Here is a 17569-nt window from a genome sequence, read left to right on the forward strand (position 1 = left end):
AACCATGCTGCCGCAGGAAACCGATGTGCTGATTGTCGGGGCAGGGCCGACCGGCCTTGCGCTGGCCGTCACCCTGCAACAGGCGGGCGTGCGGCCCGTCATCATCGACCGCCTTGCGGCCGGCCAGAACACCTCGCGCGCCGCGGTCATTCATGCCCACACGCTGGAGGTTCTGGAACGGCTCGGCGTCACCGACGACCTTGAGCGCCTTGGGCTGCCGCTCACCCGCTTCGCCCTGCGCGATCACGACAAGGCGCTGCTGGAACTCGACTTCTCCACATTGCCGTCGCGCTATGCCCAGATCCTGATGATCCCGCAGGACGAGACCGAGGCGATCCTTGCCGACCGGCTGGCGAGCCTCGGCGGCTCCGTCGCGCGCGGCGTCACGGCGACGCGGATCGAGCGCGATGCGGCGGGGGCGGTGGTCCATGTCGAGACGCCGGAGGGGCCGCAGGCCATCCGCGCCCGCCATGTTGTCGGCGGCGACGGCATGCACAGCGTCGTGCGCGAGGCCGCGGGCATCGCCTTCGACGGCGAGAGCCATGCCGGTTCCTTCGTGCTTGCCGATGTCCATATGGACTGGGCTCTGAGCACGGAGGTGACGCTGTTCTTCTCGCCGGAAGGCATGGGCGTCGTAGCGCCGCTGCCGGCAAATCGCTACCGCATCGTGGCACCCGTCGAGGATGCGCCCGAAGCGCCGGATACAGCCTTCGTGCAGGCGCTGCTCGATGCCCGCGGCCCGCGCAAGTCGCCGGGTCGCGTGCGCGAGGTCCTCTGGAGTTCGCGCTTTCGCGTGCATCACCGCGTCGCCGCGCGCTACCGCTCCGGTCCTTTCTTCGTCATGGGCGATGCCGCCCATGTGCACAGCCCGGCCGGCGGGCAGGGCATGAATACGGGGCTTGTCGATGCCGTCGTGCTGGGACAGTTGCTGGCGGACGTCATCGCCGGCAGGGCGCCGGACACGACGCTCGACCTCTATGAGGAGAAACGCCGCCCCGCCGCGGTCGAGGTCCTGGACCTCGCCGACCGCCTGACGCGGATCGCGACCATGCGCAGCACTGTCGGCCGTATCCTGCGCAACCTCGTCCTTCGCCTTCTCGGCGCATCGCCGGTCTTTCGCCGCAAGCTGGCGCTCAACCTCTCCGGCCTCGCCCGCAAGGGGCTCGGGATGGTTCCCCGACGCTGAACTGCGTGCATGCCCCTCATCCCCCTGCCGGGACCTTCTCCCGGCAAGCGGGGAGAAGGGGAAAACGGCGAGCCCATCGCTCTTCTCCCCGCTTGCGGGGAGAAGATGCCGGCAGGCAGGTGAAGGGCCGTGCCCTGCCGCGCCTGCCCATTACTCCGTCGCCAGAAGCCCCGGCAGCTCCTTCAGGATGCTGTCCCGCGCGCGCAGGCTCGTGCGCGGTTCCTGCCTCTTCTCGTCCTGGATGAGCCGGGCGAACACGACGGTGCGGTCGTCGCGGCGGGCCCAGCCGACATACCAGCCCCACGGCCGGGCATAGTCGAAATTGCCGTCGGCCTTGCGGGGATAGGCCATGCCCGTCTTGCCCTGCGCGCGCCAGCCGTCGGCAAGGTCGCGCCGCTCGAGGATTTCCATCGCCCGGTCCATCGCGTCGGCGGAGACCGGCAGTTCGTGGTTCACCAGTTTCTTCAGGAAGGCCACCTGTTCGCGCGGCGAGATCTTCAGCGAGGAGGCGATCCAGGCGCGCTCCAGCCCGTTGTCCTTGCCCGGATCGCCCGCCATGTCGGCATTGCCGTAGCCGAAGGCATCGGCATAGTCGCGTAGCTGCTCGTAGCCGAGAAATGCGGTGATGCGCTGCGAATACCAGACGATGGAAAACTCCATCCAGCGCTTCGGCGTTGCCGGCTGGCGCCAGGCATCGCCGCCCCAGTCCGGATCGCCCTTCATGAAGGGCAGGACCGGTTCGCCCGCGTCTTCCAGGAAGCCGGAATCGTAGCCCATCACGGCGAGCGGAACCTTGAAGGTGGAGGCGGGCGTCACGCGGCTTTCGCAGTCTCCCTTTTCCAGGATGACCTCATCACTCGCCGCATCGGCGACGATCGTACAAATAATGCGGGCCTCGGCCGGCGCGCTGAAGCCTGCGGCCAGCAGGATGCCGGCCGCGAAAAGACGCATGTCCATCACGTTTTCCTCGAAATTTGAATGGCTTGTGCATTCTGGATAGCAGTGCTTTGATGCGCTGGCAAAAGATCAATACTGGTCTCAGCCATTAGGAAAATTGGGGCTTTGCCATGGTTCGGCCATATCTGCCGCTGAACGCCTTCCGCGCCTTCGAGGCCTCCGCCCGCCATCTCAGCTTCACGCGGGCGGCGATCGAGCTGAATGTCACGCAGGCTGCCGTCAGCCACCAGGTCAAGAGCCTGGAGGAGCAACTGAACGTCGTGCTCTTCAAGCGCCTGCCGCGCGGGCTGATGATCACGGCGGAGGGGGAGAGCCTGCTGCCGGTGCTGCGCGACAGTTTCGACCGCATGGCCGATGCGGTGGAGCGCTTTCGCGGCGGCCATGTGCGGGAGATCCTGACGGTCGGCGCCGTCGGCACCTTCGCCGTCGGCTGGCTGCTGCCGCGGCTTGCCGCGTTCCGCGAGCGCCATCCCTTCGTGGAGGTGCGGCTGTCCACCAACAACAACCGCGTCGACCTTGCCGCCGAGGGGCTCGACTTCGCCATCCGCTTCGGCGCCGGCGCCTGGCACGGCACGGATGCGATGCGGCTCTTCGATGCGCCGCTCTCCGTGCTTGCCATCCCCGCTGTCGCGCGCGATCTCCGGGAGCCGGCGGACCTGCTCGGCCTGACGCTGCTGCGCTCCTACCGCCGCGACGAGTGGACCCGCTGGTTCGAGGCCGCCGGCCTGCCGCGCACGCCGCCGCCGCAGAATGCCATCGTCTTCGACACCTCGCTCGCCATGATGGAGGCCGTGCTCCAGGGCGCCGGCGTCGGCCTTGCCCCACCGCTGATGTTTTCACGCCTTCTGGCGGCCGGTGCAGTCGTCCAGCCGTTCGAGACGAGCCTTGCGCTCGGAAGCTACTGGCTGACCCGCCTGCAATCGCGCAGCCTCACCCCCGCCATGGCCGCCTTTTCGGCCTGGCTGGCCGAGGCGGTGGCGCAGGAGGGGCTGGGCTAGGTTTTCAGGCCCGGCATGACCAGCACCTTCACCTCGCCCGGCCGCGGCGGGTTGGCGACGGCGTCCGGCAGGTCGTCGAGGCCGATACGGCGGGAGATAAGGCGATCGACCTTGATCGTGCCGGAGGAAATCAGCGCCGCGGCGCGGCCATGGGTGAAGGGATTGAGGAAGGAGGTGAGGATTTTCACCTCGCGGAAGAGCAGGTCGAAGGGCTCGAATTCCACCGTCTCGCCCTGCGGCAGCACGCCGAGGATGACGACCGTGCCGCCGTTGCGGGCAAGCTTCGGCGCCTCGGCCACGGTCTCGGCAACGCCCGCGCATTCGATGACGACATCGGCGCCGCCGGGCAGCAGGCCGTCCTTGCCCACTATGCCGTCGACGGTGTTGCCACTGCCCGGATCGAAGGAATGGGTGGCGCCGATCGCCTCGGCGAGTTTCCGGCGCACGGCCTGACGGGTGACGAGGATGACGGTGGTCGCGCCGGCAAGGCGGGCGAGCTGCACGACCAGCATGCCGATCACCCCGCCGCCCAGCACCACGACGGTGCTGCCGGGTTCGATGCCGGCCATGTCGGTGCCGTGCAGGCAGCAGGCGAGCGGTTCGCAGAAGGCGCCGTGTTCCGGCGGCAGCGAGAGCGGCAGTTGATAGGCCTGCTTCTGCGGCACCAGCACATAGTCGGCAAAGCCGCCGTCGCGGTGGATGCCGATCGCCTGCAGGTTCTCGCACAGATTGATGCGGCCGCGCCGGCATTGCGCGCAGCGGCCGCAATGGATGTTCGGATCGCCGGTGATGCGCATGCCGGGATGGACATCGATGACGGCCTTGCCGACGGCCTCGACGATGCCGGAGAATTCATGGCCGAGCGTCACCGGCGGCCGGCAGGGAAAATCGCCGTGGAAGAGGTGGCGGTCCGTGCCGCAGATGCCGGCCGCCTCGATCCGGACCAGAAGATCGTCCGGGCCGGGCTCCGGCTTTTCCACCGTGCGTACGAAGAATTCGCCGATCGCCTCCAGCCGCGCCGCTTTCATGCCGTCCTCCCGTTCTCCTTCGGAAGATAGGAGCCGCAACGGCGCGGCCGGTCAAGGCCAGCCCGTCTTCACGTCGGGTTGCGAGAGTTTAACCCCAGCGGGTGCGCACGGCTTCGGCGCGGCTACGGCTGACCGGCACTTCCTGCCCGTCCTTCAGGAGGATCGCCAGCCGGCCCTCCGTGCGCAGCAGCCTGTCGACATGGGCGTCGGCCACGAAATGCGAGCGGTGCACCCTGAGGCCCCGCGTGTCGCCGCATTCGGCCAGCGCATCGGAAAAGCGCAGCAGGATCAGCTCGCGGCCGCGGCTCGTCGTCACCTGCGTATAATGGTCGGCGACCGTCATGTGCAGAATGGGGCCGCGGTTCTCCGGCCTGAGGCGACGCAGCAGGGGGATTTCGGCCCGGTCTTCCGAAGCCACGGCCGGTGATGGCGCGTTGGACAGCGCCTCGGCCTGCCTGCTGCCCATCGTCATGAAGGTGAGCGCGCAGAACAGCGCCGAGAGGAGAAGCCCCGTGGCGATGCTTTCGGCGATCCTTGCCGGGGTGGGCGTGCCGCCGAAGGTCATCAGGCTGATGGCCTCGGTCGCGAGCCCCACCGGCACGCCGGCCACCAGCGTGCCGAGTGCCATGCGGGCGAGGAGGCCCGGCACCCTCTGCCGGAAGAGCGTGTTGACGGTGACGATGGCGAGGACGGCGATGCCCCAAGCGACGGCATGCAGCACGAGCCAGAAGCCAAGCCGCGGCACGCTCGCCAGCCGCTCGGCCGTGCCATAGGGACCGGTCACCCAGAAGATCAGCACGACTGCACCGAAGGTCGCCCAGAAGCGCGGGGCGCTGAGGAAGACCTGCAGTTCACGAAGCGCCGATTGCAGGAGGGGGCGTTCCACGAAGTTTTCCGTCCGTTCGGGCCAAAGCGTTTGAGGCGGCCCGATCAATGGCCGAAGACGATGGCGAATTCAACCGTCCCGGAGCCCCCCATGACCCTCGAGCCGCTTCTCGCCGCCCCCTTTGCCGTACAGTTCCATGTCGCCACCGTCCTGCCGGCGGCGGTGCTGGGGGCCGTGCTGCTCGCCCGCCGCAAGGGCACGCCCGCCCATCGCCGCCTCGGCAAGGTCTGGTTGCTCCTGATGGTGCTGACGAGTTTTTCGACCTTCTTCATCCACGACCTGAAGACGGTCGGCGATTTCAGCCCGATCCATCTGCTCTCTATTTATGTCATCATCGGCAGCGCCCTTGCGATCCGCGCCGCGCGCCGCCGCGATATCCGCGCGCACCGCGCCCATGTCGCGGGCATGTATTTCGGCGGCATCGTCGTCGCGGGGCTTTTCACGCTGCTGCCGAACCGGGTGATGGGCGCGATGATCTTCGACGGCGCCTCGGACCTTGCGAGCGTGCTTGCGGCGGCCGCCGTCAGCGCGCTCTTCGTTGCGGCCGGGGCCCTTGCGGCGCGCCAGGCGGGCTGGACGGAGCGTTTCGAGGCGGTTTTCCGGCGGCGTTGAGGCCCCGCTTTTCGTTTTGCATGGCGGCGCGGCAGGCCCTATAAGTCTTTGCTGAGGAACGAATTCATGCGGTGAGCGTTCGTCGGCAATCAATTCGGGGAAATGCGCCATGGAATGGAAGGGTCGTCGCCAGTCGGGCAATATCGAGGACCAGCGCGGAGCCGGTCCTTCGGCGGGCGGGCGCAATCCGTTCGGCCGCGGTAATGGCGGTTTTCGCATTCCGATGGGCAGCGGGCGCCGCGCCGGCGGCGGCATGAGCATCGGCACCATCATCTTCCTCGTCGTCATCTATTTCGTCTTCAAGGCGATGGGCATCGACCTGTTGCAGGTCATGGGCGAGGGCGGCGGGCAGGTCAGCATGCCGGGCTTCGAGCAGACCGAAAGCGCAAGCCGCCGCGCCTCCCCGCAGGAGGAGGAGACCAAGGCCTTCATGGCGACCGTTCTTGCCGAGACGGAGGATACCTGGAACGGCATCTTCCAGGCGGCCGGCGAGCGCTACGAGGAGCCGAAGATGGTGCTCTTCTCGGGCTCCGTGCAGTCGGCCTGCGGCTTCGCCTCGGCGGCCTCAGGTCCGTTCTACTGCCCGGGCGACCGCAAGGTCTATCTCGACATGAGCTTCTTCGACGAGCTGGCAGGCAAGTTCGACGCGTCCGGCGACTTCGCGCAGGCCTATGTCGTCGCCCATGAGGTCGGCCACCATGTGCAGAACCTCACCGGCGTCCTGCCGCGCTTCAACCAGCAGCGCCAGCGCATGAGCGAGGTGGAGGCCAACCAGATGTCGATCCGCGTCGAGCTTCAGGCCGACTGCTATGCCGGCATCTGGGGCAAGTATACCGAGCAGAAGGGCCTTCTGGAGCGCGGCGACCTGGAGGAGGCGCTGAACGCTGCCACCCAGATCGGCGACGACACGCTGCAGAAGCGCATGCAGGGCTATGTCGTGCCGGAAAGCTTCAACCACGGCACGTCCGAGCAGCGCCGCCGCTGGTTCAAGCGCGGCTTCGACACCGGCCGGGTCGATGCCTGCGACACGTTCAGGGGCGATGTCTGACGGAAGCGCCGGCGGCATTGCCGCTGTCGGCGATCTTCAGGTCTTCCTCGACGATCAGGGCATATTTGGTCGCGTGCGTCAGGGCTATGGCGAGCGCGACCGCGAGCATCGGCACGGCGATCGCCAGATTGCCGCGTAGTTGCCAGAAGAACGGCCGGTGCACCACCTTCACCCAGAGGAGAAGCGCGACCGGGAGGCCGCCGAAGACCAGCATGTGAACGGCAAGGGAGAGCGGCTGGAAGGACGTTCCAGCTCGGAAGACGCCGTCCTCGTCCATGAACCAGGCCGCCGCCGCCGCGAGAAGCAGGAGCGCCGCGAAGAGCGGATTCATCACCCGTTTCCAGGAGACCGCGACGCAGGCCGCGATGAAGAGGCAGAGGAACCCGCCCGTCACCAGCGCGAGCGTGCCGGGGCGGGCGCCGAGCAGGGCCCAGCTCTCCATCCAGAAATCGCGGCTGGTGATGAGGAAGAGATAGAGGCCGGTCGCAAGGCTGACCGTCAGGCTGCCGAAGGCGGGTCTTGCGGCGGGAAAGCGGGCCTGAACTGAGCGGGCCTGAGCTGAGCGGCCCTGAACTGAGCGGAATGACATTGCCGGTCCTCGAACGCTGACATGCGGAGGACATATCTTGCCCCGCGCCGTTACCGGCGCATGACAAGCAGCCCCCATCCGCGCGTTTCTCTCACGGGGAAGCTGACAGGTCGCTGACGGCCTCTGCCGCCGCGTCCGAACCGGAAGGATTGGTGCGGGAACGGGCCGCTGCTGCGGCAGCAGCCCGCTCCCATGGCCTCAGGCCCGCTTTTCGCTGTCCATATGCGCCAGCGCGGCGGCCGGATAGCGCTCGCCCGCGGCGGCATCCTTCGGCACGGCGGCTTCGATCGCTGCAAGATCGGCTTCCGTAAGCACGACCTGCTGCGCGCCCAGCGCCTCGGCGAGGCGATCGCGCCGGCGGGCGCCGACGAGGGGCAGGATATCGGCGCCCTGCGCGGCGACCCAGGCGATGGCGAGCTGGGCCACGGTGGCGCCCTTCTCCTCCGCGACGCGGCGCAGCGCCTCGACGAGCGCGAGGTTGCGGTCGACATTGCCGTCCTGGAAGCGCGGGCTCAGCGTGCGGAAATCGCCGCCCGTCGTCGCCCCCTTCTGCCAATGCCCGCTGATCAGGCCGCGCGACAGCACGCCATAGGCGGTGATCGCGATGCCGAGCGCCCGGCAGGTCGGCAGGATGTCGTCCTCGATGCCGCGTGAGATCAGCGAATACTCGATCTGCAGATCGACGATCGGATGGACGGCCGCCGCCCGGCGGATCGTTTCCGAGCCCACCTCGGACAACCCGATATGGCGGATGTAGCCGGCCTTCACGAGGTCGGCGAGCGCGCCGATCGTTTCCTCGATCGGCACCGCCGGATCGAGGCGGGAGGGGCGGTAGATGTCGATATGGTCGGTGCCGAGCCTTTGCAGGGAGTAGGCGAGGAAGTTGCGGATCGCCGCGGGGCGGCAATCGTAGCCGCTCCAGATGCCGTCCGGCCCGCGCAGCGCGCCGAACTTCACGCTGAGCAGCACGTCCTCGCGGCGGCGCTCCTTCAGCGCTTCGGCGATCAGCATCTCGTTATGGCCCATGCCGTAGAAATCGCCGGTATCGAGAAGGGTGATGCCGGCGTCGAGCGCGGCGTGGAGGGTGGCGATGCTTTCCGCCCGGTCGGCCGGGCCATACATGCCGGACATGCCCATGCAGCCGAGCCCGATGGTGGAAACGACGGGGCCGGTCTTGCCGAGGGTGATGGTCTTCATGGTGTTTCTCCTGTGCGCTGTCTTTCGGTCCATGCTCTTTTACCGCCATCGCCGTTGTGCGATAATCCGATCTCTCTTGAACAAGCCGTGCGGTTTTCCGAACAATGAGCCAGATCCCCCTTGCCGATCTCGATGCCTTCGTCACCATCGCCCGGGTGAAGAGCTTCCGCGCCGCCGCCAAGCTGCGCGGCGTCTCCGCCTCGGCGCTGTCGGAGGCGATGCGGCGGCTGGAGGGGCGGCTCGATCTTCGCCTCTTCAACCGCACGACGCGCAGCGTGACGCTGACGGATGCCGGCGCGCGCCTCCTGGAGCGGCTGGCGCCGGCGCTGGCCGAGGTCGAGGCGGCGATCGACGGGATGAACAGCCTGCGCGACCGGCCGGTCGGCCGCCTCCGGCTGAACGTGCCGGGCATCGTCGCGCGCTTCGTGCTGCCGCCGATCGCCACGCCCTTTCTCAAGGCCTATCCCGGCATCACGCTGGAGGTCGCGTCCAACGATGCGCTGGTGGATGTGCTGGCGGAGGGTTTCGACGCCGGCATCCGCTATGAGGAGGCACTGCACCAGGACATGATCGCCGTGCCGATCGGCCCGCGCCGGCAGCGTTTCGTCGTGGCCGCCGCACCCGCCTATATCGAAGAGCACGGGGCGCCGGAGCATCCGCGCGACCTGATGGGGCACCGCTGCATCCTGCACCGTTTCGCCAGCGGCCATGTGCTGCCCTGGGTCTTCGAGCGGGGCGAGGAGAAGGTTTCGCTGACGCCGCCCGCCTGCCTGATCTCCGAATCGAACGAGGTGGAGCAGCACGCCGCCCTGGCCGGCCTCGGCATCGTCTTCACCTTCGAGGAATTCCTGGCGCCGGCCCTTTCCTCCGGCGCGCTGCAGGTCGTCATGCCCGGCTGGATCCAGACCTTCTCCGGCCCCTTCCTCTACTATCCGAGCCGCACCCTGATGCCCGCGCCGCTGCGCGCCTTCGTCGATTTCGTGAAGGCGCATCCCTCATCGGAATGAGGCCTTTCATCAGCAAATCGCGATCAAACCATCAAAAATATTGCGATGTTCATGGATTGTTTCGCGGCAGGAAGTGAAATAGAAGTCTTCGCCTGACATTTTTGCCCGCGCATGCCGGGCGTTATCCTTCCAGGGGTGAAGCCATGATCGATGCCAGGTCCACCCGGCGCGGGCTCTTTCTCGTCTTCATGATCATGTTCCTCGACGTGATCGGCATCGCCATCATCATGCCGGTGCTGCCGACCTATCTGCGCGAGCTGACGGGCGACGATATCAGCCAGGCGGCGATCGACGGCGGCTGGCTGCTGCTGGTCTATGCCGGCATGCAGTTCCTCTTCGCGCCCTTCATCGGCAATCTCTCCGATCGCTTCGGCCGGCGGCCGGTGCTGCTCGCCTGCATCCTCACCTTTGCCATCGACAACCTCATCTGCGCGCTGGCGACCAGCTACTGGATGCTGTTCGTCGGCCGGGTGCTGGCGGGCATCAGCGGCGCCAGCTTCGGCACGGCCGCCGCCTATATCGCCGATGTCTCCACGGACGAGACGCGGGCGAAGAATTTCGGGCTGATGGGCATCGCCTTCGGCACCGGCTTCGCGCTCGGGCCCGTCATCGGCGGGCTGCTCGGCGAGTTCGGCCCGCGCATCCCGTTCTACGGGGCGGCGGTGCTCGCCTTCCTCAATTTCGTCGCGGCCTGTTTCCTCCTGCCGGAAAGCCTGGAGACGGCCCATCGCCGCCGGTTCGAGCTTGTCCGCGCCAACCCGCTCGGCGCGCTCCTCCAGATGCGCAACTATCCGGGCGTGCTGTGGGTCGGCCTCGTCTTCTTCTGTTACTGGCTGGCGCATGCCGTCTATCCCTCCGTCTGGTCCTTCGTCTCGGCGCTGCGCTATGGCTGGAGCGAGGGGCAGATCGGCCTGTCGCTCGGCGTTTTCGGGGTCGGCGGGGCGATCGTCATGGCCTTCGTGCTGCCGCGCGTCGTGCCGAGGCTCGGCGAGTTCCGCACGGCCGTCGTCGGCCTCGCCTTCGCCGTGCTCGGCCTTGCCGGCTACGCCGCCTCCGTTCACGGCTGGATGATCTATGCGGTGATCGTGCTGACGGCGCTCGAAAGCCTCGCCGATCCGCCGCTGCGCTCCATCGCCTCGGCCCGCGTGCCGCCCTCCGCGCAGGGCGAGTTGCAGGGGGCGCTGACCAGCGTTTCCAGCATCACGACGATCATCGGTCCGCTGATCTTCACCCAGGTGTTCAGCCACTTCACGGGACCGTCCGCGCCGGTCGTCTTTGCCGGGGCGCCCTTTGCGCTTGCGGCCGTGATGCTCCTGGTGGGCCTCGTGATCTTCGTCGTGAGGCTGCGCGGCGCCGGGGCCGGGCCGAACGGCAATCTCGCGCCGGAACGCGCCTGAAGCGCTTTCAAACTTGACATTTCAACGAAATTTCCGCGCGAAACCGCCTGCTCGGCGCCGCATTCCAGCATTTTTGATGAAATCATCAAATCAATTCGATTGATCGCGGCTGGAAGTTGTGATCCGAAGCGAGGCGAAAGTGAGAACTATTATGCACATGGCACCGCATCGCGGGAACAATGGCTGGGGCGCGCATTTTCGCGCGACCTTTGCCCTCGGCGTACCGTTGATCGGCGCGCAGCTCGCCCAGCTCGGCATTCACACGACCGACGTGGTCATTCTCGGCCGCCTCGGCGCCGCGCATCTGGCGGCGATCGTGCTGTCGAGCGCGTTCTTCTTCACCATCTTCATCCTCGGCTCGGGTTTTGCCAATGCCGTCATGCCCATGGTGGCGCAGGCCTATGGCCGCGGCGACCCGGTGTCCGTGCGGCGCTCCGTGCGCATGGGCATGTGGGTGGTGCTGCTCTATTCCGTGCTGATGATCCCGCTCTTCTACAATGCGGAGAGCATCCTGCTCCTTGCCGGCCAGAAGCCGGATGTGGCGGCGCTGGCCGGCACCTACCTGAAGATCGCCCAGTGGGGCATGGCGCCCGGGCTGCTCTTCATGACGCTGCGCGGCCTCGTCAGCGCGCATGGCCGGGCCGGAATCGTGCTCTATGTCACGATCATCATCCTGTCGGTCAACGCCTTCTTCGCCTATGCGCTGGTGCTCGGCCGTTTCGGCTTCCCGGCGATGGGCATGAAGGGGGCGGCCATCGTCTCGTTCGGCGTCAATCTGCTGAGCTTCGTGCTGCTGACGGCCTATATCCAGTCACGCCCCGACATGCGCCGCTACGAGCTCTTCGTGCGCTTCTGGCGGCCGGACTGGCTGGCCTTCCGCGAGGTCGTCCATCTCGGCCTGCCGATCGGCCTCACCATGCTGGCGGAGGTCAGCCTCTTCAGCGGCGCTTCGCTGCTGATGGGCAATATCGGCACGCTGGAGCTGGCGGCCCACGGCATCGCGCTCCAGCTCGCCTCCATCGCCTTCATGGTCCCGCTCGGCCTCGCGCAGGCCGGCACGGTGCGCGTCGGCGTGGCGCATGGCCAGGGCGATCACCTCGGCGTCGTGCGCGCCTCCTGGGCGGTGCTGGCGATCGCGACGGTGATCGCGGTCGGCGGCGGCGTGCTCTTCGCGCTCATTCCCACGACGCTTGCCTCGATCTTCCTCGACAAGGCGGGCGAGGATTCGGCCGCGGTGCTGGCCATCGCCGGCCCCTTCGTGGTGATCGCCGGCATCTTCCAGCTCGTCGACGGCCTGCAGGCGATCGCCGCCGGCCTGCTGCGCGGGCTGAAGGACACGCGCATCCCGATGATCCTCGCGTTGATCTCCTACTGGCCGATCGGCTTCCTTGCCGCCTGGTTCTTCGCCTTCCCGGCCGGCTTCGGCGGCATCGGCGTCTGGTTCGGTTTCCTCTGCGGCCTTTCGGCAGCGTCCATCCTGCTCAACTGGCGCTTCTACCGTCTGGTGACGCGGGGCATGCCCGCCGCCCGGCCGATATGAGGGGGCCGGCGATGACTGGCCCTGGCGTCAGCCTGGAGGAAATCCAGGCGCTCGAAGAAGCACTGCACCGCCCGGAGGTGCGCGGCTCGCGGCCGGCCGTCGAGGCGCTGCTTGCCGAGGGATTCGTAGAGTTCGGCAGTTCGGGCACGGTCTATCGCCGGGCGGAGATGCTCGGTCTCCTGTCTCAGGGGGCGGACGATCCGGCGGACGGAGCGTTGCAGGCCTACGACTACGCCCTGACGTCGATTGCCGAAAGCGCCGTTCTGCTCACCTATCGCACGTGCCGGCGGACGACGGATGGATCGGAACGCCATGTCCTGCGCTCTTCGATCTGGAAACGGGTGGGAGGGCACTGGCAGATGGCCTTTCACCAGGGAACGGTGGTGCCGGGTTCGCCCTGAGTGCCGGAACGAAAAAAGCCCCGGACATCGTCCGGGGCTTTTGTCTGTCGGGGTGGCTCAGGCCCGTTCGGGGATGGCCGCCTCGCCCTTCTTCTCGCGCACCAGGTTGATGAAGCGGCGGAAGAGGTAGTGGCTATCCTGCGGGCCGGGGGAAGCCTCCGGGTGGTGCTGGACGGAGAAGACCGGCTTGCCGGCAAGGCGCAGGCCGCAATTCGTGCCGTCGAACAGCGAGATGTGGGTCTCTTCCACGCCGTCGGGCAGGGAGGCGGAGGCGACGGCGAAGCCGTGGTTCATCGAGACGATCTCCACCTTGCCGGTCGTGTGGTCCTTCACCGGGTGGTTGGCGCCGTGATGGCCCTGGTGCATCTTCTCGGTCGTGGCGCCGACGGCAAGGCCCAGCATCTGGTGGCCGAGGCAGATGCCGAAGATCGGGATGCCCGTGTCGATCAGCGTCCTGATGACCGGCACGGCATATTCGCCGGTCGCCGCCGGGTCGCCCGGGCCGTTGGAGAGGAAGATGCCGTCCGGCTTCAGCGCCAGCACGTCGTCGGCGCTGGAGGTCGCCGGCATGACGGTGACCTTGCAGCCGAGGCCGGTAAAGAGGCGCAGGATGTTGCGCTTGACGCCATAGTCGAGCGCGACGATGTGGTATTTCACGTCGCCCTCGGTGAGGTCCTCGTAGCCTTCGTTCCACACCCAGGGCTTCTCGCTCCAGCGCGAGGACTGGCCGGAGGAGGCGACCTTGGCGAGATCGAGGCCGACGAGGCCGCTCCAGGCCTTCGCCTCCGCCTTCAGCGTCTCGATGTCGAAGACGCCGTTCGGGTCGTGGGCGATCACCGCGTTCGGCGCGCCGTTCTCGCGGATCCAGGCGGTCAGCGCGCGCGTGTCGATGCCGGAAAGGCCGATGATGCCGCGGGCCTTCAGCCAGCCGTCGAGATGCTTGGCGGCGCGGTAGTTGGAGGGCTCGGTGATGTCGGCCTTGAAGATCGTGCCGACGGCGCCGTGGCGGGCGGCGGGCGTCAGGTCCTCGATGTCCTCGTCATTGGCGCCGATATTGCCGATATGCGGGAAGGTGAAGGTGACGATCTGGCCGAGATAGGACGGGTCGGTGAGGATTTCCTGGTAGCCGGTCAGCGCCGTATTGAAGCAGACTTCTGCGGTCACCTTGCCGGTGGCGCCGATGCCCTTGCCTTCGATGACGGTGCCGTCGGCAAGAACGAGCAGGGCGGTCGGCTTTTCGGTGGTCCATGCGGGGGTCGAGGTCATGAGTATCCCGTTTCCGGCGCCGGGCGCCGGCTTGAAAGCCAGGGCGCCGAGCACCATTTAAGAGCGCAGGCAAAGGCGCGCGAAAAACCCGCGTTGGTTCGCCCTGATTGCCAATTTTCGTGCAGGTGCCGGAAAATAGACAAAGCGGATGACGGGGTCAACCGTTGCCTGTGGATTGCGCCGAATTATAAAGCGTTGAAATTCAATTGCTTGCGCAATCCGTTTGCCGGCGGGCCCTTTGCCGGTCTATGAGCATGCACAATCGAACGATGATCGAAGCCCAAGCCGCGCATCCGGCGCCGGCGGCTTCCAATGGAGAAAATGATGCGCGATACGATCGCAAATGCCCTCAAGGATGCACTCAAGGCCAAGGATGCCTGCCGTGTCTCCACGCTGCGCCTGATCCAGGCCAAGCTGAAGGACTGCGACATCGCCAACCGCGGTGTCGGCAAGGGGCCGGTCGAGAACGACGAACTGCTGCAGATTCTCGCCAAGATGATCAAGCAGCGCGAGGAATCGGCCAAGATCTTCTCCGAGAACGGCCGGCCGGAGCTCGCCGCGCAGGAGCGCGAGGAAATCAAGGTCATCGAGAGCTTCCTGCCCGAGCAGATCTCCGAGGACAAGATGAAGGACCTCATCGCCGCGGCCATCGCCGAAATCGGCGCGCAGGGCCTGCGCGACATGGGCAAGGTCATGGCCGTGCTCAAGGAGCGCTATCCCGGCCAGATGGATTTCGCCAAGGCCTCCGGCATCGTGAAGGATCTCTTGAAATAGGCCCCGGCGGCGCGAATCGGTAAGAGGGCGGCTTCGGCCGCCCTTTCTGTTTGGCGGGTGGCTGTTTGGCGGGTGGTTTTTGCGGCGGCACGCATTCCGTGCAATCTGCGGGAACCAAAAGCGCCGAGCGCTGTTATTGTCCAGCAGGAGCCCGACGATGCGGCGAGGACGGCCCATCGGCTCGCCCCGGCGAAGTGCATGAGAATGCCGCCGGATATGGTCTTGCGTTGATGCCCGGCGGCCGCCCAAGGGAGGCCGAGCCGATGCGCCTGATGTTCCTTCTTCCTTTTGCGCCGCTTCTTCTCGCGGGGCCGGCCCTTGCGCATGACGCGGCGAGCGGCTGGCAGTACGAAGCCTTCTGCTGCAACGGCAACAGCCACAACGGCGACTGCCAGATGATTCCGGCGACGACCGTGCGCATCATCGCAGGCGGCTACCGGGTGACCCTGGCGCCCGGCGACCATCGCCTCGCCACCCGCAGCCACATCTTCCTCATGCCGCAGGACATGACGCGCCGCTCGCAGGACGGCGAGTACCATCTCTGTCTCTATCCGACCGAGGACACGCCGCGCTGCTTCTATGCGCCGGACATGGGGTTCTGACGCGCCCTGTGAATTGCTGTGGGCGGGCGACTATCGCTGGCGGTGGACGCCGCGCATGGTTATATGGACCCCGACCGAGGGACCCATGCGCTTTTCCAATGCCTTCCTAGACGAGATCCGCGACCGCGTCTCCATTTCGGAGGTGATCGGCAAACGCGTGACCTGGGATCGACGCAAGACCAATGTGTCGCGCGGCGACTACTGGGCCTGCTGCCCGTTCCATGGCGAAAAGTCGCCGAGCTTCCACTGCGAGGACCGCAAGGGCCGCTACCATTGTTTCGGCTGCGGCGTCTCCGGCGACCATTTCCGCTTCCTCACCGATCTCGACGGCCTGTCCTTCCCGGAGGCCGTGCAGCAGATCGCCGACATGGCGGGCGTCGCCATGCCGCAGCCCGACCGCGAGGCCGAGCAGCGCGAGAAGGAGCGCACCGGCCTCGTCGAGGTCATGGAGATGGCCACCCGCTTCTTCGAGGACCAGCTCCAGACGCCGGCCGGCGCGAAGGCGCGCGCCTACCTGCGCGACCGCGGCCTGACGGGGCGCACCATCGAGACCTTCCGGCTCGGCTACGCGCCGGAAAGCCGCAATGCGCTGAAGGAGTTCCTCGCCGGCAAGGGCGTGCCGAAGGAGGCGATCGAGGCTTGCGGCCTCGTCGTGCACGGGCCGGACATCCCGGTCTCCTACGACCGCTTCCGCGACCGCATCATGTTCCCGATCCTCTCGGTGCGCGAGAAGGTCATCGCCTTCGGCGGGCGCGCCATGTCGCCGGATGCGCCGGCGAAATACCTCAATTCCAACGAGACCGAGCTCTTCCACAAGGGCAACGTGCTCTACAACCACGCCCGGGCCCGCAAGGCCGCGCAGGGCGCGAGCCGCGCCGGGCAGGACGAGAAGACCTCCGGCACTGTCATCGCTGTCGAAGGCTATATGGACGTGATCGCGCTCCACCAGGCCGGCATCGAGAATGCCGTGGCGCCGCTCGGCACGGCGCTCACGGAAAACCAGCTCGACCTGTTGTGGAAGATGACCCCGGAGCCGGTGCTGTGCTTCGATGGCGACGGGGCGGGCATTCGCGCGGCGAACCGCGCCGCCGACCTGGCGCTGCCCTTCATCAAGCCGGAGCGCACCGTGCGCTTCGCGCTGCTGCCCGACGGCAAGGACCCGGACGATCTCGTGCGCCACGAGGGCCGCGCGCCCTTCGACAAGGTGATGGCAGGCGCCCGGCCGCTCGCCGAGATGATCTGGAACCGCGAGGTGCAGGGTGTGAGTTTCGAGACGCCGGAAAGCCGGGCGGCACTCGAGGCGCGCCTGCGCCAGGTCACCGGCGTGATCGCCGACGAGGATGTGCGCCGCCACTACCAGCAGAACATGCGCGACCGGCTGAACGCCTTCTTCCGCCCCGCGCAGCGGCAGGGCGGCGGCGGCTTTTCCGGCAATCGCCAGGGAAGGGACGGCGGGCGCGGCGCGCCGCAGGGCACGCCCGTCTCTTCGGGCATTTCCGACCGGCTGGCGCGCTCGGCGCTGGTGCGCGGCGCGCAGGAGCTGCCGGCCCTGCGCGAAAGCGTGCTGGCGCTCACCGTCGTCAACCATCCCGGCCTGCTCTTCAGCGATTATGACGAGATCGCCATCATCGAATACGAGAACCGCGACCTGCAGCGGCTCTGGTCGGCGCTGCTCGGCATCGCCGGCTCCGTCGGCGCCCGGCTGGAGCGCGACCGGCTGGTCGAGGAACTGGAGGCGGCCGGCTTCGACACGCTGCTGCGCGGGCTCGACCAGCAGATCCGCAACTCGCGCCTGTGGACCGCGACGGCGGAGGCCGCGCCCGAGGATGCCCGCGAGGGCTTCCTCCAGGCACTCGCCCTGCACAAGCGCACCCGCGCCCTGCTCTGGCAGCGCCGCGAACTGGAGCGCGAGCTTGCCGTGGCGACCGAGGAAGGCGACGGCGAACGGGTTCCCCAGATCCTGCGCGCGCTGCAGGAGGTGCAGATGGAGACCGTGCGCCTGGAGAACCAGGAGGCCATCATCGAGGGCTTCGGCGTGCTCTCCGGCCGCGTGAAGGGGCCGGCAGGCAAGTAGCCGCCGC

17 protein-coding genes are annotated in these 17569 nt (G+C 67.4%); 11 read left to right on the top strand and 6 right to left on the bottom strand.

The genetic code is table 11. The features are described from left to right. Positions 1–4 precede the first annotated feature (4 nt). Positions 5–1186 carry an FAD-dependent monooxygenase gene (locus tag EV665_RS00935; protein ID WP_133032749.1) on the top strand — a complete coding sequence of 394 codons (1182 nt, stop codon included), beginning with the start codon at positions 5–7 and terminating at the stop codon, positions 1184–1186. Between the two features lie 150 nt (positions 1187–1336). On the opposite strand, the gene blaOXA is transcribed toward EV665_RS00935, so the two are convergent. Next, positions 1337–2143 carry a class D beta-lactamase gene (gene blaOXA / locus EV665_RS00940; RefSeq protein ID WP_133032750.1) on the bottom strand — a complete coding sequence of 269 codons (807 nt, stop codon included), beginning with the start codon at positions 2141–2143 and terminating at the stop codon, positions 1337–1339. Between the two features lie 110 nt (positions 2144–2253). Here blaOXA and EV665_RS00945 point away from each other — a divergent pair, with 110 nt between their 5' ends. Continuing rightward, positions 2254–3141, top strand: a complete 888-nt coding sequence (locus EV665_RS00945) for a LysR family transcriptional regulator (RefSeq protein WP_133032751.1) — start codon at positions 2254–2256, stop codon at positions 3139–3141. Here EV665_RS00945 and EV665_RS00950 read toward each other — a convergent pair. Together EV665_RS00950 and EV665_RS00955 are read right to left on the bottom strand one after the other, a co-directional pair. Further along, entirely contained in the window at positions 3138–4169 is a 1032-nt protein-coding gene (locus tag EV665_RS00950; RefSeq protein ID WP_133032752.1) for a zinc-dependent alcohol dehydrogenase family protein, read from the bottom strand. The two genes, EV665_RS00945 and EV665_RS00950, sit on opposite strands and share 4 nt — an antisense overlap. Positions 4170–4257: 88 nt before the next feature. Next, a complete protein-coding gene (locus EV665_RS00955) occupies positions 4258–5055 on the bottom strand; it encodes a LytTR family DNA-binding domain-containing protein (protein ID WP_133032753.1) in 798 nt (265 codons plus the stop codon). 90 nt (positions 5056–5145) lie between these two features. On the opposite strand from EV665_RS00955, the gene EV665_RS00960 reads away from it, so the two are divergent. Together EV665_RS00960 and ypfJ are read left to right on the top strand one after the other, a co-directional pair. Continuing rightward, positions 5146–5667 carry a DUF2306 domain-containing protein gene (locus tag EV665_RS00960; RefSeq protein WP_133032754.1) on the top strand — a complete coding sequence of 174 codons (522 nt, stop codon included), beginning with the start codon at positions 5146–5148 and terminating at the stop codon, positions 5665–5667. A gap of 109 nt (positions 5668–5776) precedes the next feature. Beyond that, the gene (gene ypfJ / locus EV665_RS00965; RefSeq protein ID WP_064330713.1) at positions 5777–6715 is read left to right on the top strand and encodes a KPN_02809 family neutral zinc metallopeptidase; all 939 of its coding nucleotides are present in this window, start codon (positions 5777–5779) and stop codon (positions 6713–6715) included. On the opposite strand, the gene EV665_RS00970 is transcribed toward ypfJ, so the two are convergent. Then, positions 6699–7304 carry a phosphoethanolamine transferase domain-containing protein gene (locus tag EV665_RS00970; RefSeq protein WP_162852934.1) on the bottom strand — a complete coding sequence of 202 codons (606 nt, stop codon included), beginning with the start codon at positions 7302–7304 and terminating at the stop codon, positions 6699–6701. The genes ypfJ and EV665_RS00970 overlap by 17 nt on opposite strands. Positions 7305–7502: 198 nt before the next feature. After that, on the bottom strand, positions 7503–8501 hold the full coding sequence (locus EV665_RS00975; RefSeq protein WP_064330711.1) for an aldo/keto reductase: 999 nt from the start codon (positions 8499–8501) through the stop codon (positions 7503–7505). A gap of 104 nt (positions 8502–8605) precedes the next feature. Between EV665_RS00975 and EV665_RS00980 the strand changes: the two genes are divergently transcribed. From EV665_RS00980 to EV665_RS00995, 4 genes are all read left to right on the top strand, one after another. Continuing rightward, positions 8606–9508 carry a LysR family transcriptional regulator gene (locus EV665_RS00980; RefSeq protein WP_133032756.1) on the top strand — a complete coding sequence of 301 codons (903 nt, stop codon included), beginning with the start codon at positions 8606–8608 and terminating at the stop codon, positions 9506–9508. A 143-nt stretch (positions 9509–9651) separates the two neighbouring features. After that, positions 9652–10905: a TCR/Tet family MFS transporter gene (locus EV665_RS00985; RefSeq protein ID WP_133032757.1), complete on the top strand. Its 1254-nt coding sequence runs from the start codon at positions 9652–9654 to the stop codon at positions 10903–10905. A gap of 151 nt (positions 10906–11056) precedes the next feature. Beyond that, positions 11057–12445, top strand: a complete 1389-nt coding sequence (locus EV665_RS00990) for an MATE family efflux transporter (protein ID WP_133032758.1) — start codon at positions 11057–11059, stop codon at positions 12443–12445. An 11-nt stretch (positions 12446–12456) separates the two neighbouring features. Next, positions 12457–12846: a nuclear transport factor 2 family protein gene (locus tag EV665_RS00995; protein ID WP_133032759.1), complete on the top strand. Its 390-nt coding sequence runs from the start codon at positions 12457–12459 to the stop codon at positions 12844–12846. Positions 12847–12903: 57 nt separating this feature from the next. Here the strand turns inward: EV665_RS00995 and carA are convergent, their stop codons facing one another. Next, positions 12904–14112 carry a glutamine-hydrolyzing carbamoyl-phosphate synthase small subunit gene (gene carA / locus EV665_RS01000; protein WP_133032760.1) on the bottom strand — a complete coding sequence of 403 codons (1209 nt, stop codon included), beginning with the start codon at positions 14110–14112 and terminating at the stop codon, positions 12904–12906. A 324-nt stretch (positions 14113–14436) separates the two neighbouring features. On the opposite strand from carA, the gene EV665_RS01005 reads away from it, so the two are divergent. From EV665_RS01005 to dnaG, 3 genes are all read left to right on the top strand, one after another. Further along, entirely contained in the window at positions 14437–14886 is a 450-nt protein-coding gene (locus tag EV665_RS01005; RefSeq protein ID WP_133032761.1) for a GatB/YqeY domain-containing protein, read from the top strand. Between the two features lie 263 nt (positions 14887–15149). Beyond that, complete coding sequence (locus tag EV665_RS01010) at positions 15150–15488, top strand: hypothetical protein (protein ID WP_064332577.1); 339 nt, start codon at positions 15150–15152, stop codon at positions 15486–15488. A gap of 85 nt (positions 15489–15573) precedes the next feature. Beyond that, positions 15574–17562: a DNA primase gene (gene dnaG / locus EV665_RS01015; protein WP_133032762.1), complete on the top strand. Its 1989-nt coding sequence runs from the start codon at positions 15574–15576 to the stop codon at positions 17560–17562. Positions 17563–17569: the final 7 nt, after the last annotated feature.

Origin of the sequence: Shinella granuli (assembly GCF_004341885.1) — a bacterium.
Lineage (GTDB): Bacteria > Pseudomonadota > Alphaproteobacteria > Rhizobiales > Rhizobiaceae > Shinella > Shinella granuli.